The sequence below is a fragment of the Acidovorax sp. Leaf191 genome (assembly GCF_001424425.1).
GTDB lineage: Bacteria > Pseudomonadota > Gammaproteobacteria > Burkholderiales > Burkholderiaceae_C > Acidovorax.
On the sequence record NZ_LMPT01000002.1, the window covers coordinates 13,345 to 33,751 of the forward strand.

Genomic DNA, 20,407 nt, shown 5'->3' on the forward strand with positions numbered 1-20,407 from the left:
TGGGCGAGTTGGCAGGCTGGCCGATGGACGGACTGGCCGTGGGTCTGGTGGGCCGATGGGGGCCGGTCAGGCCGCCTGCAGCTCCAGCCGGTAGCCGAACCCGCGGATCGAGCGCAGCGCCACGCCGTGCGGCTCCAGCTTGCCGCGCAGGCGGGAGACGTAGACCTCCACCGCGTTGGGCGTGATCTCCTTGTCCCAGCCGGTCAGCGCCTGCAGCAGCTTGTCCTTGCTGGCGGGCTTGGGGGCGTTGATGAGCAGGTATTCGAGCACGGTCCACTCGCGGGGGCCGAGCTCGATGACCAGATCGCCATCGCCCGCGCGCACCGTGGCGCGGCGGCCCGCGGTGTCGAGCTCGAGCGGGCCGAAGCTGAGCACCGCCGTGGTGGCGGCCTGCGAGCGGCGCAGCAGGGCCCGCAGGCGGGCCAGCAGCTCGGGCAGCTCGAAGGGCTTGACCATGTAGTCGTCGGCCCCCAGGTCCAGGCCCTGGACGCGGTCGTGCAGGGCATCGCGCGCGGTGAGGATCAGCACCGGCATCGACGGGCTGGCCATGTCGGGGCGGCGCAGGCGGCGGGTGAGTTCCAGGCCGTCCATGGCGGGCAGGCCGATGTCGATGATGGCTGCGTCGAACGACTCGGTGCGCAGCACTTCTTCAGCGCGCTCGCCGCTGCCCACCCAGTCCACCGCGTAGCCTGCATCCGACAGGCCCAGCTTGATGCCGCTGGCGACCATGACGTCGTCCTCGACGAGCAGCAGCCTCACGCCTGCGCTCCCTGGTGGCCCACCGGAAGATGACCGCCGCCCGGCATCATCATGGCCTCAGTGCGAGCGGATCATCGTGCCGTAGGCCTGATCCGTGAGGATCTCCAGCAGCATGGCATGGGGGACCCGGCCGTCGATGATGTGCACGGCGTGCACGCCGGCCTTGGCGGCATCGAGCGCGCCGGCGATCTTGGGCAGCATGCCGCCCGAGATGGTGCCGTCCGCGAACAGCGCGTCGATCTCGCGCGCCGTGAGGTCGGTCAGCAGGTTGCCCTGCTTGTCCAGCACGCCGGGCGTATTGGTCAGGAGCATGAGCTTTTCAGCCTGCAGCACGGTGGCGAGCTTGCTGGCCACCACGTCGGCGTTGATGTTGTAGCTCTCGTTGTTCTCGCCGAAGCCGATGGGGCTGATGACGGGAATGAACGCGTCGTCCTGCAGCGCCTTGACCACGCTGGGGTCGATGGAGACGATGTCCCCCACCTGGCCCACGTCGTGCTCGATGGCGGGGTTCTTGTTGTCCACCATCTTGAGTTTTTGCGCGCGGATCATGCCGCCGTCGCGCCCGGTCAGGCCCACGGCCTTGCCGCCGGCCTGGTTGATCAGGCCCACGATGTCCTGCTGCACCTCGCCGGCCAGCACCCACTCGACCACTTCCATGGTCTCGGCATCGGTCACGCGCATGCCCTGGATGAACTCGCCCTTTTTGCCCAGGCGGTTCAGGGCCGTCTCGATCTGCGGGCCGCCGCCGTGCACGACCACGGGGTTCATGCCCACGAGCTTGAGCAGCACCACGTCTTCGGCGAAGTCCGCCTGCAGGGCCGGGTCGGTCATGGCGTTGCCGCCGTACTTGATGACCATGGTCTTGCCATGGAACTTGCGGATGTAAGGCAGCGCCTGGGCCAGGATTTCAGCCTTGTCGCGTGGAGCAATCGAAAGAAGGTCGGTCATGGAGGCGTGCCATCCGCAAGAAGAAAATGTGAAGCGCAAATTGTGCCGCATTCGCGGCGCGGCCCGCTACCGCAGTGCGTGCACCGGTCTCAGTGCCGCAGCCAGTGCGGCACCTTGAAGCGCACGATGGCCATGTAGGCCATCACATAGCTGATCACGAACAGGCCGCAAAACGCCATGAGCAGCGGTGTATTGCTCCAGAACAGCACGGCCGGCACCACGGTCAGCAGGGTGAAGCCCCAGAGGTAGGGCGAGGTGCGGTTGTTGCGCATGAGCATGCGGCGGGACTCGTCGTCATGGAACACGCCGCGCACGATGCGCCGGTAAATGAGTTGGTGAAAGTGCAGTGCGTCGGCCACCCCGGGCGACACGCCCCGCACCGCCTTGCGGTAGATGGAAAACACCGTCTCCCACACCGGATAGATCAGCAGCAGCATGGGGAACCAGGGCGACACATCGGTATTGCGCTGCACCAGCGAGATGCTGGCCAGCGCGATCACCACGCCCCACACGTACGCCCCGCCGTCCCCGGCGAACACCATGCCGCGCGGGTAGTTCCACACCAAGAACCCGCCCGTGGCGGCCGCGGTGGACACCAGCAGCGCCGCCAGGGCGCGGTCGCCCACCTGCAAGGCGACGTGCGCCAGCGCCAGGCACACGATGAGCGCCACCATGCCCGCCAGGCCGTTGTAGCCGTCGATGATGTTGAACGCGTGGGGCAGGCCTGCGACGGCGAGCACCACGATGCACCAGCCGATCCAGGGAGCCATGGCCATCCAGCCATCGAGCCACGGCCAGCCCACGCTGGGCAGGGTCAAATCCAGCAGAAAGATGGCCAGCACGCCGGATGCTCCGGTCAGGGCCAGCCTGTAGCGCACCGACAGCCGCTGGGTCATGTCTTCGGCAATGCCGCCCAGCGCAGCCGGCAGCAGTGTCAACAGCCAGGCGCCGACCCAGCTGCCCAGCCGCAGCGAGCCAGGGTCGCCCCAGCCCAGCGACTGCCACACGCCCAGTCCCCAGCTGACGACCATTCCGATCAGCAGCGCAGCGCCGCCGATGCGGGGCACGTCACCCAGATGAAACCGCTGCGGCATGCCCTCGCCATAGACGAGCGCGTGCTCATTCCCCCATCGAACGATGAGCCCTGCAGCCAGCGCCGCCACCAGAAAACCGACTACAGACAACCAAATCATGGGGTGCCGATGGTACCTTTGATACCTGGGGCCCCAGTTAGCAACTGTTGCGCCTGCCGATACACGGGCGACATCCACAGCCGAAACAGGCTGCGAACATGCCAGGCCAGGTGGTCGAGCCGGCGGCCGCTGGCCCGCTGGCCCGCATGCACGATCTCCACCGGCGCCTTGATCAGCGCCCCCCCGGCCAGCCGCAGCCTGAGGCAAAAATCCACGTCTTCGCAGTACATGAAGTAGCGCTCGTCGAAGCCGGCCAGCTCACGCCAGACAGATGTCGGCAGCAGAAGACATGCCGCGTTGACCCAATCGACGCGCTGCTCCGTGCGGCCCAGCAAACGCCGGCGCAACAGCGCCCAGGGGGACGGTAGTTCGCGCTCGCTATCCTGCACACGGCCGCTCTCGTTGACCTGGATGGGGTACGCGCAGCCTGCCGCGTGCCCGGCCAGCGCATTGACCAGGGGCACAAACGGATCATCGCCCAGCACCACATCGGGGTTGAGCACGCACACGAAGGCTTCCTGCGCCGATGCCAGCGCCTGGTTGTGGTTGGCACCGAACCCGATGGGCACGGCATTGCGGACGATGTCGAGCGCAAAAGGGAACCCACCTGCCGGCCGCTGCGGCTCAGCCTCAGGAACATTGAGTGTGAGCACAACCCTCGATACCACCGGGGAATTCAGGCGGGCCAGGGCCACCAGCAATGCCTGAATCTGCACCCCATGGGCATGGCTGACGATGGACACAACGACGGTGGGTGAAGGGCGGGGAGCAATCAGTGGCACCCCGGTATTGTCGTTCGGATACTGCCATAGTTGTAACAATCTCCTGGAGGCGCACTGGCAAGCCCCGTCATAATTCCGGGATGACGCAAACAATTGAGGACTTGCACGTCTATCTACGTAGCATTCGTCCCGAAGAAAGAACTTCCCTCTCCACCCTCGCCGAGATGATTCCCGCAGGCTCCAAGGTCCTCGACCTGGGCTGTGGCAGCGGCGCATTGGGCCAGTACCTGGCGGAAACCCGCAGCTGTGTCAGCGACGGCGTCACCTGGAGCGAGGCGGAAGCGGCCCACGCCCGCCCCCACTATCGCCACGTGCATGTGGCGGACCTGGAAACCGCGGACCTGCCCACCCTGTTCGCCGGGGAACGCTACGACGCCATCGTGTGTGCGGACGTGCTGGAGCACTTGCGGCACCCCGAGTCGGTGTTGGCAGCCGCCCGGAACATGCTGTCCGCAGAAGGACGGCTGCTCATCTCCGTGCCCAACGCCAGCTACAGCGGCCTGATCGCCGAATTGCTCAAGGGCGAATTCAAATACCGCAAGGAAGGCTTGCTGGATGAGACGCACCTGCGCTTCTTCACGCGCCGGTCGCTGGTGCGGTTCATGACGGAACAGCGCTGGGCCATCGACACCCTGGAAGTCATCGAACGCCCGATCCCCGAGTCAGAGTTCAAGGTGGAGTTTGACGATCTGCCGCCGTCGGTGGCCCGCTTCATCCTGTCGGGCCCCGATGCGTTGAGCTACCAGTTCGTCGGTGCTGCGCGTCCTGTCGAGTCCGCCGAAGAAGCCGTGGTGGTGCAGGAGTCCTTTCCTGCAGAAGGCAAGGCTCATTTTTCGGCCGAGCTGTACTTGGGGCGCGACGGCCAGTACCGCGAAGCCGACAAGCTCACCGCGTCGGGGATCATCGGCCAGGACCGGCAGACCGTTCGCTTTGACATCCCCGCAGCCGACGTGCCCTGCACGCACCTGCGGCTGGACCCGGCAGACCGGCCGGGCTACCTGCACCTGTACGGCATCGCACTGAAGGACGCCCAGGGCGCCGAGCTGTGGAAGTGGGATGCCCAGGCAAGCCAGCGCTCCCTGCTGGCCACCACGCCCCACCAAGAAATCGTCTGGCAGGCGCCCCTGCCTGCCGCCAGCGGAGCGACCCTGCTGCTGATGTCGGGCGAAGACCCGTGGTTCGAGGTGCCCGTCCCGGTAGAGATTCTGCGGTCCCGGTCGCCCGGCGGCCTGGCGCTGGAGGTCGAGCTGGGCTGGCCGATGTCCACGGACTACCTGGCGCTGGCTGCGACGGTGCACCCTCTGCACGACCGCATTGCGCAACTGGAAGGCGATCTGCGCGACACGCAAGGTCATCTGCACCAGGTGCAAAGCAGCCTGAGCGCAGACCTGGCCACGGCCCGCAGCCGCAACGCGCTGCTGGAAGAAAGCAACCGCGCCACAGGCCACCAGCGTGCCACCTGGCAACGGGAGGCTACGCGCGTGCAGCGGGACTACGACGACCTGGCCCGTCACTTGAAGAACATCGAGGCGTCCACCGTCTTTCGCGCAACCCGCCCCCTGGTACACGCAAAAATGCGCATTGACCGATTGCTGGGCCGCGCGCCCAAGAGCAGCGCCGCTGCCACCCCCACCGCCCAGCCCATGCCGGCACCGGCCCATCCGGTGGACATCATCGTTCCGGTCTACCGCGGGTTGGCCGACACGCAGCTTTGCATCGAGTCGGTGCTGGCAAGTTCTTGCACCAGCGCCTACCGCCTGATCGTGATCAACGATGCGAGCCCCGAGCCCGAAGTGACCGCGTGGCTGCGCGAGAAGGCCGCCCAGGACAGCCGCGTCACCCTGCTGGAGAACCCCGAGAACCTGGGCTTCGTCGGCACCGTGAACCGCGGCATGGCGCTCAGCGACAGCCACGATGTGCTGCTGCTCAACAGCGACACGGAAGTCGCCAATGACTGGCTCGACCGCATCCGCCGCGCGGCCTACAGCGACCAGAAGGTCGCGTCCGTCACGCCGTTTTCGAACAACGCGACCATCTGCAGCTACCCCCGCTTTTGCGAGGGCAACGACCTGCCGGAAGGCTACAGCACCGCCCGGCTGGACGCCCTGTGCGCAGCCACCAACCCTGGCGCGGTCGTGGATGTGCCCACCGGCGTGGGCTTTTGCATGTACATCCGGCGCGACAGCCTGGCCGACGTCGGGCTGTTCGACACCGAGAACTTCGGCAAGGGCTATGGCGAAGAGAACGACTTCTGCCAGCGCGCCGCCGCCAAGGGCTGGCGCAACCTGCACAACCTGGACACCTTCGTTCTGCACACCGGCGGCGTGAGCTTCGGCGACAGCAAGAGCCCACGGGAAAAGGCCGCCATGGAGACGCTGCGGCGGCTGCATCCACGCTACGAAAGAGCCGTCATGGCCTTCGTGCAGGCGGACCCTGCACAGCCTTTCCGCCTGGCGCTTGACGTGGCCCGGATCACGCAAGCGGGACTTCCCGCCGTGCTCGCGGTGCTGCACGACAGAGCGGGCGGCACCCTGCGCCATGTGCGCGAGCTTGCCCAGCACCTGAGCGATCGCGCCGTCTTCCTCACCCTCAAGCCCGCGCCCGCGCGCAGCGTGGTCCTGGAGCTGGCGGGACAAGGTGAAGGCTTCAAACTGGTTTTCCGCTTGGCAGCCCAGCATGCGGATCTGGTCGAGGTGTTGCGGCAGTTGGGCGTGGCGCACGTCCACTACCACCACCTGCTGGGCCACGACCCGCTGATCATGGACCTGCCCCACCAGTTGGGCGTGGCCTACGACTTCACTGCCCACGACTTCTATAGCTACTGCGCGCACATCTCGCTGACCGGGAACGACAACCGCTATGCGGTGGAGCCCCGTCCCGGCGAATGTGCCTGCTGCTCGCCGCACGAAGCAGCCCCATCCGGTACCGGCACCATCGCAGACTGGCGGCACCGCAATGAGCTTTTCCTGACGAGCGCCCGCCACGTCTTTGCGCCGAGCCACGATACCGCACGGCGCATCGCTGCCTTTGCGCAGGGTGCGCGGGTAAAAGTCGTGCCACACACGGACATCGCTGGCGACGGCGCGCTGACGCTGGCGCCCCCCGCGCCTGCGGCACGTGCCGCCAACGCGCCTCTCAAGATCGCAGTCATCGGCGCACTGAGCGCCATCAAGGGCGCCGACCTGCTCGAAGCCGTGGCCGTCGAAGCCGCGAAGCGGCACGCGAACATGGAGTTCCACCTTTTGGGCTACGGCTACCGCCACCTGCAGACCCAGCCCCGCGCCAAACTGACCGTGCACGGCCAGTATGAGGAGGCAGACCTGCCTGGCCTGCTGCAGTGGCTGCAACCCGACCTGGTGTGGTTCCCTGCGCAGTGGCCGGAGACTTACAGCTACACCCTGAGTGCCGCCTTGCAGGCTGCATTGCCAGTGGTGGTGAGCGATCTGGGCGCATTCGCCGAACGCATTGCGGGGCGCCCCTGGAGCTGGGTGGTCCGCTGGGATCTCAGCGCCAAGGAGTGGGTGGATACCTTCGCCTCCCTCCAGGCGCAGCATTTCGTATCCGGCACGCCCCCTGCCATCACCGAAGCCGAAGCCCATACCTCCGGCAACGGGGGCGTGGGTGAAGCCGGCGAATGGCACTACCGGTCGGCTTACCTGGCAGACGACACTGCGTCCCATCGTGCTTCCACCACTGGCCTGGGCAGTGACGCACTGCAGGCCTATCTGCCGCAGCCCGATGCGGCGCTCGGTGCCAAGTCGGGCTTGTTGAGCGCCGTGGTGTACCTGCGCTCGCTGCCCGTGCTGCGCACCGTAGCCCAGAGGATTCCAGGCCACTGGCAGCGCCGGGTCAAGAACTGGTTGAGGGCATAAGCCGGGCGGCGCGCCGTGCGCGCAGCCACCGGTGGGCTGCGCGAATGCAAGGCCGCTCCACCCAGAACCACGACATCAGGGCCAGCCCCAGCACCGGCAGCAAAGACAGCGCCAGGCATGCCGACAGCGGCCAACCCTGGCGCAGGCAGACTGCCGTGACCGCCTGCTGCACCGGGAACGCGTAGATATACACCCCGTAGGAGATATCGGTGCGCTCCCGCTGCTTTGGACCTTCGCGGGCCGTCCCGGCATGCGCAGCGTAGAAGGTGCCGCAGGCCACCAGAGCCCATACGCTGATCTGCCGCAACCACTCGCTGTTGACCGTCAGGGCCGCCGCGGCAGACACCAAGGCGGCCAGCGCCATCCACGCCCGCGGTCGCACTGTATACGCTGCCCACCACGCGCCGATGAAGAACGGTACGCCAAAGCCGCAGAAGTCCCTCCAGCGGAATGCGTCCGCCAGGAGCCCGCCACCGGCTTCGATGCCGGCATCCCAGCGACCCTGGCGTGCCGCTTCCCAACCGAGTACCAGAACGCACACAGCCAGCGGGTAGACCCAGCGGCGCCCGCGCGCAGCCATCGCCATGGTGGCGAGGATCAGGTACATCGCCAGTTCATACCGGATGGTCCACAAGGATCCATTCACCGCACGCGCGAAAGGATTGTTTTCGAACACGCCCGGCAGGGTCTGCACCGTCGCCAGCCCCAGCGCGTTGTTGACGACATTGAGCCAGGTGCTGCCCGAACTCCAGTAGACCGACGAGGGCAGCGTGGTGACCGCCCAACCGAGCACGAAGACGGAAAATACGACCGCCACCACCAGACCCGGAAAGATGCGCATCGCCCGCTTGACCCCGAACGCCCGCCAGTCGGGCTCGCGGTCCCAGCTTTGGCACACCAGGTAGCCGCTGACGAAGAAGAAGACATATACCGCCACCGATCCCAGGCTGTGTCCAGGAAACGGCACCGGCAGATGCAGGCGATACAGAAAGTCGCCGTGCGCAGCAAAGACCGCGAGCGCAGCCATCAAGCGAAGCAGGTCGAAGCGGTTGCCGCGCTCAATGGCCTGCATGGCAATTACCCGAGGCCTGTCGAACCCAGCGTCCATTCGGCAAGGTCCTGATGCACTGCATCGGCCCGAAGCCAGCGAGCTGCTGCACCAAGCGGCACACCCCGTGCGCCCGGCAGGATCGGTCGTGTCCGCGCGTCATGCGCCAGCAGCGGCCGCAGTTGCTGTGCGTGCGCCGCCGCCAGGGCGCCCATCCAGCCAGCGCTTGAGCCGCAGTGCGGGGGCCTCCACGGCATGCCACGATGCATATCCGGCAGCCACAGCCACAGCGAGCGCCAACGCCAGGCTGAGCAAAAAAGGCAAGCCAGGGCACAGGGCTTGCACCGCCTGCTGAATAGGGCACCCGAGGATATAGATGCCGTAGGAAGGATCGCCCTTGCGATGCAGCCACGCAAACGCACGCGCCTTGAGCGACCCCAGATGGATGAGCAACGGGGGCAGCAGCAACAGGCCGGCAGAGTGCTCCAGCTTGGCGCCGAAAAAAATCGCAGCCGCTACCGGCACCAGGCCGAGTACCACCTTGCGTCCATGGGCCTGGAACTGATCGCGGCACAACGCCAGCAGCACACCGCAAGCGAAGTACGCCGGGTATTCGAACCAGTGCTCCATCACGCCGGTCAGGTCGGCATTGCGCTTTGCCAGGAAGTAGGCGACATAGGCCACGGCCACTGCGCACGCCAGCGTGCGCGAGCGCAACACACCCAGCACGCCCGCTACCGCGAGGGCAAAGTAGCACATGAGCTCCATCGGGATCGTCCACAATGGCCCGTTCATCAATCCTGCCAGGGGGTTCTTCGGGAACACCCCGGGGAGATTGACGTAAGCGGTCCCCAGCAACAGGTTCTGCCAGTGCTCCAGCGTCTTGGGGTGCACGAGAAACTCCCGCAGCGGGAGCGATGTGAAGAACGCGCCAAACAGAAAAACGTCGGCCAGCACCGCCACCAGCATGCCGGGCCACAGCCGCAGCAGCCGCTTGCCGATGAACGCCAGCACCCGCGGGTCCCGCAGCCAGCTCAGCGTCACCAGATAGCCGCTGATGCTAAAGAACGTCATCACCGCTACGCCTCCCACCATGTCGGAATGCAGCCAGGAGGGCGGCGGGGTCCCAGTGATGTGAAAGTGGTGGCTGAAGATCACCGCGGAGGCAGCGCCGATCCGCAACGCGTTGAAGGCGTTGCCTTGCTCATCGGCCAACGATGTGGGGATGGCGCTCATTCCTTGCGCAGCAGCAGGAAGATCTCGTTGTTCAGCAACCACTCTTGCGGATACCGGTCGCGCAGTGCCGACGGCACCTCCATCTCCACGTTGCGCCGCTCCTGGCGTGCCACCGAGAAACCCGCAGCTACGGCCAGCTCCACCAGTTCGTCCGAAGTCAGGCGGTTCAGCGCCAGGTATTCCTTGAAGACAAAACGCTTGTAGCCGTCCACGCCAAAATCGGCAAAACCGAAGTCCACCTCGGCCGCATCGATAGGCCCCTCGTGCGACTGCACGACGCCCCATAACTCGTCCTCGCTGGCCAGCAAGTGGTGCCACGGCTTGTCGTCGTAGCGCCGCAGGTGCGAACCGAACGGGGAGTAGAAAAGCGGCTCGATCTGGATGAAGAAGTACCCACCAGACCGCAGGCATCCGTGCAGGTCGCGCAGTATGGGGGCCAATTGATCGCGCTGCACATGCTCGAAGGTCGACCAGCTCATGATCGCGTCGAAGTTGCTGTGGCGCCCAGCCAGCGGGGTGCCAGGCAGGATGGTCTCGAACGTCAATGCCGACGGGATTCTCGACATTCCCAACTGCTCGCGTGCAATGCGCGGCAGCTTGGCGTATTCCTGCCGGATGTCCACGCCATGGATGCGTGTCGCGCCATGGCGCAGCACCAGCGACAAGTCTGTGATGCCATCGCCGCATCCGAAGTTGAAAAGCTTGGCGTGAGGCATGTCCACGACACTGCCCACCCAGTGGTTCACCACGTCCGCGGCGTAGTGGAAATGGGCACGGAACCACTCATCCGAGATTTTCTGGGCATCCCAAGGGGCCAGGCCCCACAACCGCTCCTGCAGCTGCAGCATCCATTGCGTGCGCATGTTGTTGTCGTCAGTCCGTATCAGAGGGGTAGAAACAAAGCGCACCGGAGGCACTTGCGGCAGTGCGGTTCATCGTGGCTTGCGCAACACGTACGCATCCTGGTGGTTCCAGAAATGCACGAGAGAGCGGTGCACCAATGCTTGCGCTCCCCAGGTTTCGGCAATGCGGCGGACGACAAAGTCCTCGGACGTGAAGGCCGTCCCGTACTCGTGTGCGTCAATGGCGTTGGACTCGCTGGACGGGGCAAAGAAAAACCCCTCCTCATCCAGTTGCACGCTGTCGAAATTGGCCGCCTTGATACCGTGCGTGCTGAACACCAGCAGCCCGCCCGGGGCCACTGCGCCGTGCAACACCTGCAACCAGCGCGCCCAGGTGCTCCGGGGCAGATGGCTGAAGAGCGACAGCACGAACACAAGGTCGTACTGCCGAGGCCACTTCACTTCTTCGGGGACGCTGGCGGAAAGGAAACCTTCGACACCAAAGGCTTGCCGGGAAAACTCCACCGCACCGGGCACCACGTCAGACACGGTCACACGTTCCGCGCCCAGGGACTTGACCAGGTGGCGGGTGAAGCGTCCATGGCCGCTGGCAAACTCCAGCACCTGTGGCGTCTTGAGCAATGGCTGGTCAACGGCCTCCAGCAGCAATAGCAGCTCGGACAGCGTTCTCCAGCCGTCTGCAAAATAGTCGCGCAGCGGGTTGACGCTGGACGGATGGTTCACGAAGAAACCGAAAATGTCGTCCTCGGGCGATATGCGGCAATCCAGCCCCGTCATGTTGGTGAACGAGCCCACCAATTGGTGCCTCTCGATCAGGCCGTGCGCCTCGAGCAGGGTCTCCCGCACCTCGCGCGCGCGCGCCAACACCTGCGCTGCGCCAGCCCGATCGCCACGCACCAGCAGTTGCAAGCCTTCTTGCAGCAACTGGTGCGCTGCGCTGGTGGCGTTGTCCTGCGTCATCTGTGAATCCATGTTCATTGGGAAATTTAAGTATCAATACCAGCGCAGGCGAAGTTCTGGACTGCTTCACAGCGAAGCCGCCAGTCCTGCGTGGCTGCCCGATGCACGGGCAGCGTGGCGCCCCGCGGCTGCGGCCGGGTGCATGCAAGCCCGCCATTTTCCAACATTCGCCGCAGGTCAGTCGCAAACCGGCCGTGCGCGCCCCCTGGCGCCGGATGCTGCCACCTTGCCGTGCAGGCACGCACTGGTGCAAACGACGGGTGCGGACGCCAACGCGACCTTCTGCGGCAATCGCTAGCTCCAGTGGTGCGGCAGGCGTACCAGCCCCGGCAGCGGCTTCGGAAAGACGAATCGAAAATGCATGAACTGAAACCACTCGTCGTACACAGCCAGGCCTGTTTCGTCGAACAGGAAGGCGCTGATCACGTAGTCACCACTGTGCAGCGGCAGGTCTGGGAAGGTCAGCACGGAGCGCCAGCTACCATCCTCCTGCCGCTGCGGGTACGCGCCGTCTTCATGCGTGGCCAGCGAAGTGATACCCACGCCCTTGGACTGTTCGATCATGAAACCGATGTGCGGGCGCTCTTCCCCGCGGCCACGGGCCGTGATGGTGACGACAAGATTCATGCTTTGCAGCAGAGGGGGCTGGTCACCCACCGGCTCCGCAAGGTCCTGGACGTCCACCGACAGGATGCAGGCAGCGCCCCGGTCCACCACTGCATCAGGATGCACGCCCGCAGCTTCCGCAGCCGGCTGCGCAGACGTATCGGTGCCGGAGGCGTCTGCATACGGCACTACGCCTTCGGCTGTGCCTTCCTGCAGGGCCTGGCGCTGGCGGGTGTGCACGTCGTAGGCGGCCAGCACTGGCTCGGTCGGGCCGAACTGGGCGACCTGTCCACCCCGCAGCCAGAGCGCGGCGTCGCAGAGGTGGCGGATGTGGTAAGGGCTATGGGAGCAAAACAGGATGGTGCAGCCGTTGTTGCGAAACGCCATGATCCGCTCCACGCACTTCTTCTGGAAGTGCTGGTCACCCACGGCCAGGGCTTCGTCGATGATCAGGACGTCCGGCTGCACAGCCGTCACCAGCGCAAAAGCCAGCCGTACCGTCATGCCTGAGGAATAGGTCTTCACAGGGCGGTCCAGCGCCTCGCCCAGTTCACAGAACTGCACGATCTCGGGCTCGAGCCGTGCCATCTCGTCGTGGCTGATGCCGATCAGGCTGCCGCCGAAGTAAAGGTTGTCCCTGCCGCTGAAGTCGGGGTGAAAGCCTGCGCCCAGCTCCAGGATGGCCGTCACGCGCCCTACACGGTCGATACGCCCGGTGGAAGGCTGCAGCGTGCCCGCCAGCAGCTTGAGCAGCGAGCTTTTTCCAGCGCCGTTGTCGCCAATGACGCCGATGCATTGGCCTCGCTGCAGCTCAAACGACACGTCGCGCAGCGCCCAGTGACTGCGGTGGGTCGCGCGGCCGGTCAACAGCGCACGGACCCTTGAACGTGGCGAAGGGTAAAGTTTGTATTCTTTGCTGACAGATTGCACGCGCAGCACTGTTTCGGCCGCTACGCCGCCTGATTGGGAGCTTTCAGCAGCTGCACTCATAGCCAGTCCACCAGTTGGTCGCGGCTGCGGGCGACCAGAATGTTGAGCGCCACCACCAGCAACGCCATCCACGCGGCGGACACCCACCACACGCTGGCTGCAGGCCAGTTGCCCTGTAGCAGTATCTGCTGGTATCCCTGCACGGGCGCTGCCATGGGGTTGAGCCACAAGATCCAGCGCCAGCGCTCCGGGAACAAGGTCATGGGAAACAGCACCGGTGACAGGTAGATGCCCACCGACAGCAGAAAGCCCACCATCTGTACCGTGTCGCGCAACGCCGCGGCCAGAATGGCCAGCACGTACGACAACAGCAGACAGATAGCCCACTGCACCAGCAGCAGCATCGGAAACGCGACCACAGGCAGCGCGAAGCGGTGCAGCGGCGTATAAGCGAGTGCCAGCAGCAGCAGCAAGGGCGCGAACACCAGTGCGCTGGCCAGCACAGAGCGGGTGACGAACAATACCGGGGGGAGCGGGTTCTTTTGCAGCAACCCGCCAGCGTCGATCAGGCTGTTCATGCCCCGCGCAACCGCATCGCAAAACGCCATCCAGGGAAGTGCGCCCACAACCAGAAAGGTACCCACCGCGTGGGTGGGCGCGCCCTCACCCAGGCGCATGGCAAACACCACGTCGAACACCAGGTAATAAGCCGCTACCGTGAGCAACGGCTGAAGGTAGGGCCAGAGAATGCCGGCAGCGGTGCCTGCATGGCGGGCGGCCACCTCACGGCGGGTGAGCACCCACACCAAGGACCGCGCGCTCCAGACGGCCCTCAGTTCATTGCCAAACGCATGCAGCATGTTGATTGTTGCGGGCCTGCCTTGGCAGGCCCATCCTCGTCAAAGACAAAACCGCGTAACGTACCACGTTTTGCCGCACGCAGACCCTGAAACGCAGACTTGCGCCAGCACCCACCGGCTGGCGCAAGTTTCACACACTTACTTCTTGGCAGGGGCGGCTGGCGCGGGAGCTACCAGCTTGTCCACTGTGGACTTGATGGCTGGTTCGTCCAGTTTGACGGTTTCTTCCAAAGTCTTGGCCAGTTCGTTACGGCCCTTTTGCTGTTCGGCTTGTCGCACTTTTGCCATCAGGGCTTCTTGCACTTCCTCGAAAGGCTTTTGGCCCGCGGGCTTACGACCCACGAGCTGCAGCACGTGATAGCCGAACTGGGTCTTGATCACTTCGCTGGTGTCACCGGGCTTTTGCAAGGCCCAAGCGGCCGTGTCGAATTCTGGCACCATGCGGCCCTTGGCGAAGAAGCCCAAGTCGCCGCCCTTTTCAGCACTGCCGGGATCGCCGGAGTTTTCCCTGGCCAGCGCTGCGAAGTCGCCACCGGCACGGACCTTGGCCAACAGATCCTGGGCCTTGGCCTTGGCGGCTGCGTCTTCGGAAGGGTCCTTCACCAGGATCAGGATGTGGCGCACTTGAACCTGTTCGGGCTCAGCAAATTCTGCCGCTTGCGCCTTGTACATGGTGCGCGCCATGGCGGCGACCTGCGTATCGGAAGGCGTGTTGGACTTGTCGATCTTCACCAGCAGCGCATCCGACAAGACCTTGTCGCGTGCCAGCGCCAAGGCTGCAGCCACTTCAGGGTTTTGGGCCAGACCCTCAGTCTGGGCACGCTGCGCCAACGCACGGCGGGTGTACAGGTTGGTCACGAGCTGATTCATCGTGCGGGCCTGCGTCAAGACCTGGGGGCGCACGTCCTGCGGAATGCGCTGCACATCGGCCGCCACATCCGCTGCAGTCACCTGAACTTCGCCTGCGCCTTTGACCGAGCCCTTGGCCAGCACTGGTTCGGCAGCGTGCGCTGCCATAGCCAGGAACGGGACTGCGCATACAGCGACCCAGCGCTGCTTCCATGCGCCATGTTGTGCTGCCGCTTCTTGGGGGCTGCGGTTCAGAACGCTTTGACAAAATTTACGCATATGCATGTGGATAGAGGAATGTAGGGTGCCCTGGCAGCCATGCACAGCGAATCTGCGCAGCCAGTCCGGCACAAAGTAAAAAAAAAGGCGGGTTGCCCCGCCTTTTTTTGGTTTCGCATCGCTGCGAAAAGTTCACGCCGAATTAACGGCCGTAACGGTGACCCCAGGTCAGGCCGAACGTCGAAGCGAAGCCTTGGCCTGCGGAGTCGTTCTTCATCTTGATGAAGGCGTCACCCAGGATTGGCAGACCGCCAGTGAACGTGTTGGTGTTGTCTGCACCAGCGAAGGCGTTGGTCGTGGTGACCAGCGTCCAGCCGTTGACGTAAGGCGACGTCGTGGTCGAAGCGGTCAGTTCGGAGCTGGAGCTCAGAACCTTGCCAGTCGACAGCGACAGCACACTGGTTTCGCCGCAGAAGGCCAGCTGGCCGGCCACTGCTGGCGAGAAGATTGGTGCATTGCCAGTGGTGGTTTCTTCACGGTCGAAGAAACGGATGCCGTCTGCGTTCACGCAGATGTTGCCACGTGCGTCCACCGACGTGTTGGCGGGGTGGAACCACTCGTCAGCTGCACCGGTCAGGGCAGGCGTGCCGGCAGCGGTAGCCACAACGCTCAGGTCGGAGTACAGGCGGTATGCATCAGCAGCGGTCGTAGCAGCCTTGTAGTTAGCAGCAACGCTGTAACGACGGGTAGGCATGGAGAACACCCAGTCGGTCTGAGCCGAGATGCCTGCGTCAAGTGCGTACTGGTTGGACACCGACGTGCGCGACAGCGCAGCCGTCAGGGTCACAGCTTGCAGCTTAGGCAGGTTGGCATCGCCAGCAGCGTTAGCAGGTGCGTTACCTGGCAGGTAAGGCGTCGACATGTCTGGCAGGTCGATGAACAAAGGCGTCACGACTGGACCAACGACAGCAGCCTTGGCTTGGTTGTGAACGTTCGTGCGCAGCAGTGGGTCAGCAGTGTACGTATCAGCGGTCTTGAGGCCGGTGAAGAACGCAGCAGAGCCAGCATCCGTTTGTGGGAAGTGCACGAAGTTAGCGCGACCAGCAACGCCGGCCGCACCCACGCGCGCTTCGATAGCAGTAGCAGAGCCGGAGAACGCAGTGGTCTGAGCCAGGTTCAGGATGTACCAGTCAGCAGCCAAGCCGGTTGTCGAACCAGCGAAACCTACCGAAGCAGCGTGAGCAGCAGCCGTGTAGTTGGTCAGAGCGATTTCGTCCAGCGTCGAGCGAGCAGCAGAACCTGCCACCGAGCAAGGTGCCACGCCAGCCACGTGCTTGGTAGCCGTGTACAGGATGGAGTTGGCGGTGCCAGCAGCGCCAGCAACCACGCCCGAAGCGGGGGTCGTAGCGGAGTACAGCTTCACGGATGGGATGTCAGCCATGTTGAAGATTTCAACGTAGCCTTCACGCGTGCCGTTCACATTGGCGGTGGTGTTCAGACGAGCGGTAGCGAAAGGCGTGCCGGTCGAAGGAATAGCAGGAACCGTGCAGGTCTTGTCAGTGGAGAACAGCGAAGCTGCGCCATCAGCACCTTGCAGAACGGCACCAGTCCACACGTCACCAGGCGACAGGAAGATCTGGAAATCCTTGACGTCGTCGGAGTTGGCTGCACCGCGGAAGCGGATCTTCACAGCCTTGCCGTTTGCACGGTCAGTGTTGCTCAGGTGGATCACGGACATGTTGCCGTTTTGCACCGTGTAGTAGGGCACGACCAGCATGTGGCCGGTGTTGTTGGAATTCACCACCAAAGCGGTCGCAACTGGTGCAGCTGCACCCACAACACCAGGCTCAACAGCCACGTTCGTGCCGAGCACTGCGCCGTCCGGCGTACCAGCAGCAGGTGCAAACACGTCAGCCTGGGCAACGCCAGCAAAGCTACCAACCATGGCAGCAATGCTCAGTGCCAATACATTCTTTCTCATGCTTTAACTCCAGTTAAATAAATAAGCGCAACTACCACGATTGATTACGCCCGCGAATCCTAGCACAGAGTTTTTCAAACCCGCCTAAGATTCCGGCACCCCCACAAACCTGTTGCTTCATCGCCACAGAGAGGGCTTGGTCACTATTGGCAGCAAGCTGCCGGGCGCAGGATAGTAATCAGCAATTCCGACTATACCCAAGCACCCACCTGCGGTCCCATGATTTCGCTCAACGGCAGCACGAAGTGTTGTTTCTTGAGTCATTTGTCACGGTCAGGGGGCTTCGTGGCGCCACCATTGGCCGTCCACCAACAGCCAGGTCTCATCGATGTAGCCAGTCACCGTGGGCAGGGCTAAGCCGGGCACCATGGGCTTGGCAGTCAAACCCACTTGGGCAATGCACTTTTCTGCGTCTTCGCACGTGACCTTGGTGATCTCGCTTTTGATAACGGGGGCTTTTTCTCCAAACTGCCTAACGAACGAGGTTTCATCGCGCAGGCCACGATAGGCCGGTGTCATCAGCGCGTAGGCGGCCTTGGCGTCACCTACGACGCGTGCCTTCCAGAATGCCTCTGCACGGGCCTGCACCTTTTGCTCCGGTGTTTGGCCGCTCATGGTGGCACAACCTGCTGTTGCCGCCATCGCAAGGGCAGCCAGTGCAATCTTGGCGCGGCTGATGCTGCGGGGTGCAGCAACGGGTGCCATCGTGGCGGGGGCGGAGGCCGACTGAAGAATCGTCATGAATACTTACTCCTACAAAAAAAGATAGCGACTGCTCACATCGCTTTGCCGAACTCCCCTAAAAAGTCCGCCCGCAATGCGGGCGGCTTGAAGGGGGGGAGCTGGCTCAGGTCACATTCGGCACGTTGGTTAGTTAGCCGGTGCAGAACGCTGCGGTACCGAGTCGAGTACCGGGGCTTTGGTTCCGATGCCCAGGTTTTCGATGGCTTTCAGGCCCTTGAGCCGGTCTCGAAGATCTTCGCTCACTTCGCGGATGTCAATGTCGGTACGCACGACCCGCGGCGTGATGACTACCAGCAGTTCGGTGCGGCCCTTATTGACCGTGTTGGAGCCAAACAGCTTGCCCACCAGCGGGACATCTTGCAGGAACGGCACGCCAGACTTGCCCGTATTGGAGTTGTCCTTGATCAACCCCCCCAGCACGATGGCCTCGCCTGTGCGCACCGCCACCTTGCTGCTGATCTGCCGCTGCAAGAAAGCAGGCTGACCATCTGCGCTCGGCACGTCTGCCCCAACATCCGTCACGGTCTGGTCCACCTGCATGGTGACCAGGTTGCCGGCATTGACCGACGGCGTGACCGTCAGGTTGACGCCGGTGTCCTTGTACTGAATGGTGCTGGTGGTCACACCCGTGGTGATGTCCGTGATCGGCGTGGTGGTGTTGGTTTTGACAGGTTGCTGGTTGCCGACAGCGATGCTTGCGGTGTGGTTGTCCAGCACCATCAGCGATGGGCTTGAGATCACCTTCACCAACGACTTCGTCGCCAGCGCGTTCAATGTGGCTCGGATGTCGCTTGTTGACCGCCCCACCGTGTACGAGAAGCCTTGTGCCAGCCCGCTGATGATTCCATTGGCGTTATTGGTGAGTTGCCCATTGCCGCGGTAGGTGGAACCGTTGCGGGTGGGGTTGTCATTGAAGGCCCATTGCAGGCCGTACTCCAGTTCGTCGGAGAGGGTGACTTCGACGATGGTGGCTTCGATCAGGACCTGCGTCACCGGCACGTCCAGCCGCTTGAGCGTCGCTTCAATCTTGCTGTATTCGGACTTGGTACCCCAAACCAGAACCGAGTTGTTCAACTCGTCCGCCATGACACGGATATTGCCGATGCTGGCGGCAGCTGCGGCCTGCTGCTGGACACCGTTGTTCTGATTGTTTCGGTTACCCAGGCTGTTGAAGCCCGAACTCTGAGACCCGACACGGGTGCCGAAAGAGCCACCCGAAACGCCGCCGCCGAAGGACGAGTTGGTGTTCCCAAAAGTACCGCCAGACATGGAGTTTTGACCGAACGAATTGCCGGTTGCGGTAGACAGACCGGGCGCAACCCCACTGTTGGCCACATTGCCCGTGCTGCTCGTTTGTCCACCGAAGATTCCACTGAGCACATTGGCAAGGTGTTTCGCGTTGACGTTCTGCACCTGGTAGATGTACAGCTGTGGCTCGCCACCGCTGTCGGTGGGCTGGTCGAAGCGTTCGATCCAGCGCCGCGCTTCGTCCAGATAGGCGGCGCGAGGGGTCACGACCAGGATCGAGTTGATGCGCTCGATGGGCATGATGCGCAAGGCGCCGAACAAAGGGTTGCCTTCACCCAGAACCGCAGAGGCTGCAGCGCCAGCGTTACCCGCTTGCCCGCGTCCCGCGGCACCCGCCTGCGTTCCCACGCTGCCAGCAGCGCCGCCCGTTGCACCTCCGGCCGGGGCAGCACCACCGCCACTGACCAGCCTCAGGGCCGCCTCGATCTCCTTGACACTCGCGTGCTTGAGCGGGAACACCCCTACCGACATGCCCTTGAGCAAATCGACGTCGAAGGTGTTGACCAGCTCCAGCCAGCCTTCGGCCTGGGTGCGAGTACCGTTCATGACCAACAGGTTGCGTACCGTGTCCACGCGGATGATGGCATCGCCCGGAACCATGGGCCGCAGAATGGAGGCCATCTCTCCGGCGCCGATGTAGTTGAGCGGAATGACGATGGCACCAAAACCTGGGGACAGGGGCGCACGCGGGCTGGCCTGGCGCACGTCGGAGCCAATGTTGCGCAGCATGTCTGCCCGGCCCACGTGGTAGGTGCCGCGGGCATCGCGTGCCAATGCCAGGCCGTTGGCCTGCAGCGCGCTTTCCAGCAGGAACACCGCCTGGTCTGGCGGAATGGCGTTGCGGCTGGCCAGCGTCACGGTGCCGGCAATGGGCGGGTGCAGCACATAGGGCACGCCCATGATGTCGCCCAGCACGGTGCGCACGACGTCGGCCACCGGAGCATCTTCAAAGCTGAAGGTCAGCGGTGCGCCACTCAGCGTTGCAGCTGGCTTGCCGGGCGCTATGACCTGGTCGTTGCCGCGGATGACGCGCGGCCGCGTTTCGGCAGGCTCGGCCTGCGGCGGCACACGAGCGGCATCTGCGGCGGGGGCGGCCTGCGTGGGGGTGGCGGGCACTGCCGCAGCGCCGGGTGCAGCCTGCGCCCACGATGTGGCGCTCAGGCCTTGCAGCATGGCGAGGGCGAGCAAGGAGTAGCCGAAGCGGGGGAGATTCATTGTTCAGGAGCCTACGATTACTTCAGGATGAACC

At 64.1% G+C, this 20,407-nt stretch carries 15 protein-coding genes; 1 reads left to right on the forward strand and 14 read right to left on the reverse strand.

What is annotated here, in order from left to right; genetic code table 11:
• Window positions 1-66: 66 nt before the first annotated feature.
• From ASG27_RS03920 to ASG27_RS03935, 4 genes are all read right to left on the reverse strand, one after another.
• A complete protein-coding gene (locus tag ASG27_RS03920) occupies window positions 67-759 on the reverse strand; it encodes a response regulator transcription factor (RefSeq protein WP_056164036.1) in 693 nt (230 codons plus the stop codon).
• A 57-nt stretch (window positions 760-816) separates the two neighbouring features.
• A complete protein-coding gene (gene argB / locus ASG27_RS03925) occupies window positions 817-1,707 on the reverse strand; it encodes an acetylglutamate kinase (protein ID WP_056164040.1) in 891 nt (296 codons plus the stop codon).
• A gap of 89 nt (window positions 1,708-1,796) precedes the next feature.
• Complete coding sequence (locus ASG27_RS03930) at window positions 1,797-2,900, reverse strand: MraY family glycosyltransferase (protein ID WP_056413904.1); 1,104 nt, start codon at window positions 2,898-2,900, stop codon at window positions 1,797-1,799.
• Window positions 2,897-3,775 (reverse strand): glycosyltransferase family 2 protein, encoded by an 879-nt coding sequence (locus tag ASG27_RS03935; protein WP_326938685.1) that lies wholly within the window; start codon window positions 3,773-3,775, stop codon window positions 2,897-2,899. Before ASG27_RS03935 ends, ASG27_RS03930 begins: the two co-directional genes overlap by 4 nt.
• Between ASG27_RS03935 and ASG27_RS03940 the strand changes: the two genes are divergently transcribed.
• The gene (locus ASG27_RS03940) at window positions 3,763-7,554 is read left to right on the forward strand and encodes a methyltransferase domain-containing protein (RefSeq protein WP_056413907.1); all 3,792 of its coding nucleotides are present in this window, start codon (window positions 3,763-3,765) and stop codon (window positions 7,552-7,554) included. The genes ASG27_RS03935 and ASG27_RS03940 overlap by 13 nt on opposite strands.
• On the opposite strand, the gene ASG27_RS03945 is transcribed toward ASG27_RS03940, so the two are convergent.
• The 10 genes from ASG27_RS03945 to gspD form a co-directional block, all read right to left on the reverse strand.
• On the reverse strand, window positions 7,532-8,626 hold the full coding sequence (locus ASG27_RS03945; protein ID WP_056413910.1) for an acyltransferase family protein: 1,095 nt from the start codon (window positions 8,624-8,626) through the stop codon (window positions 7,532-7,534). The two genes, ASG27_RS03940 and ASG27_RS03945, sit on opposite strands and share 23 nt — an antisense overlap.
• Before the next feature lie 135 nt (window positions 8,627-8,761).
• Window positions 8,762-9,838, reverse strand: coding sequence for an acyltransferase family protein (locus ASG27_RS03950; protein WP_056413913.1), 1,077 nt, complete (start codon window positions 9,836-9,838; stop codon window positions 8,762-8,764).
• Window positions 9,835-10,701 carry a class I SAM-dependent methyltransferase gene (locus ASG27_RS03955; RefSeq protein WP_056164053.1) on the reverse strand — a complete coding sequence of 289 codons (867 nt, stop codon included), beginning with the start codon at window positions 10,699-10,701 and terminating at the stop codon, window positions 9,835-9,837. The genes ASG27_RS03950 and ASG27_RS03955 overlap by 4 nt, the downstream gene beginning before the upstream one ends.
• 69 nt (window positions 10,702-10,770) lie before the next feature.
• Window positions 10,771-11,625 carry a class I SAM-dependent methyltransferase gene (locus ASG27_RS03960; RefSeq protein ID WP_235503959.1) on the reverse strand — a complete coding sequence of 285 codons (855 nt, stop codon included), beginning with the start codon at window positions 11,623-11,625 and terminating at the stop codon, window positions 10,771-10,773.
• Between the two features lie 330 nt (window positions 11,626-11,955).
• Window positions 11,956-13,257: an ABC transporter ATP-binding protein gene (locus ASG27_RS03965; RefSeq protein ID WP_056413916.1), complete on the reverse strand. Its 1,302-nt coding sequence runs from the start codon at window positions 13,255-13,257 to the stop codon at window positions 11,956-11,958.
• Window positions 13,254-14,057 carry an ABC transporter permease gene (locus tag ASG27_RS03970; RefSeq protein WP_200912398.1) on the reverse strand — a complete coding sequence of 268 codons (804 nt, stop codon included), beginning with the start codon at window positions 14,055-14,057 and terminating at the stop codon, window positions 13,254-13,256. Before ASG27_RS03970 ends, ASG27_RS03965 begins: the two co-directional genes overlap by 4 nt.
• Window positions 14,058-14,195: 138 nt before the next feature.
• On the reverse strand, window positions 14,196-15,257 hold the full coding sequence (locus ASG27_RS03975) for a peptidylprolyl isomerase (protein WP_235503960.1): 1,062 nt from the start codon (window positions 15,255-15,257) through the stop codon (window positions 14,196-14,198).
• Window positions 15,258-15,327: 70 nt separating this feature from the next.
• Complete coding sequence (locus ASG27_RS03980) at window positions 15,328-17,106, reverse strand: hypothetical protein (RefSeq protein WP_082485787.1); 1,779 nt, start codon at window positions 17,104-17,106, stop codon at window positions 15,328-15,330.
• 273 nt (window positions 17,107-17,379) lie between these two features.
• Entirely contained in the window at window positions 17,380-17,847 is a 468-nt protein-coding gene (locus tag ASG27_RS03985; protein WP_156370458.1) for a hypothetical protein, read from the reverse strand.
• A gap of 129 nt (window positions 17,848-17,976) precedes the next feature.
• The gene (gspD, locus tag ASG27_RS03990; protein ID WP_156370459.1) at window positions 17,977-20,373 is read right to left on the reverse strand and encodes a type II secretion system secretin GspD; all 2,397 of its coding nucleotides are present in this window, start codon (window positions 20,371-20,373) and stop codon (window positions 17,977-17,979) included.
• Window positions 20,374-20,407 lie beyond the last annotated feature (34 nt).

What these genes read in the sequence shown, in the direction of transcription:
- argB (WP_056164040.1), bottom strand. Translation starts at nt 1,707, where the DNA reads ATGACCGACCTTCTTTCGATTGCTCCACGCGACAAGGCTGAAATCCTG.
- ASG27_RS03930 (WP_056413904.1), bottom strand. Translation starts at nt 2,900, where the DNA reads ATGATTTGGTTGTCTGTAGTCGGTTTTCTGGTGGCGGCGCTGGCTGCA.
- ASG27_RS03940 (WP_056413907.1), top strand. Translation starts at nt 3,763, where the DNA reads ATGACGCAAACAATTGAGGACTTGCACGTCTATCTACGTAGCATTCGT.
- ASG27_RS03945 (WP_056413910.1), bottom strand. Translation starts at nt 8,626, where the DNA reads ATGCAGGCCATTGAGCGCGGCAACCGCTTCGACCTGCTTCGCTTGATG.
- ASG27_RS03950 (WP_056413913.1), bottom strand. Translation starts at nt 9,838, where the DNA reads ATGAGCGCCATCCCCACATCGTTGGCCGATGAGCAAGGCAACGCCTTC.
- ASG27_RS03955 (WP_056164053.1), bottom strand. Translation starts at nt 10,701, where the DNA reads ATGCGCACGCAATGGATGCTGCAGCTGCAGGAGCGGTTGTGGGGCCTG.
- ASG27_RS03965 (WP_056413916.1), bottom strand. Translation starts at nt 13,257, where the DNA reads ATGAGTGCAGCTGCTGAAAGCTCCCAATCAGGCGGCGTAGCGGCCGAA.
- ASG27_RS03970 (WP_200912398.1), bottom strand. Translation starts at nt 14,057, where the DNA reads ATGCTGCATGCGTTTGGCAATGAACTGAGGGCCGTCTGGAGCGCGCGG.
- ASG27_RS03980 (WP_082485787.1), bottom strand. Translation starts at nt 17,106, where the DNA reads ATGAGAAAGAATGTATTGGCACTGAGCATTGCTGCCATGGTTGGTAGC.
- ASG27_RS03985 (WP_156370458.1), bottom strand. Translation starts at nt 17,847, where the DNA reads ATGACGATTCTTCAGTCGGCCTCCGCCCCCGCCACGATGGCACCCGTT.
- gspD (WP_156370459.1), bottom strand. Translation starts at nt 20,373, where the DNA reads ATGAATCTCCCCCGCTTCGGCTACTCCTTGCTCGCCCTCGCCATGCTG.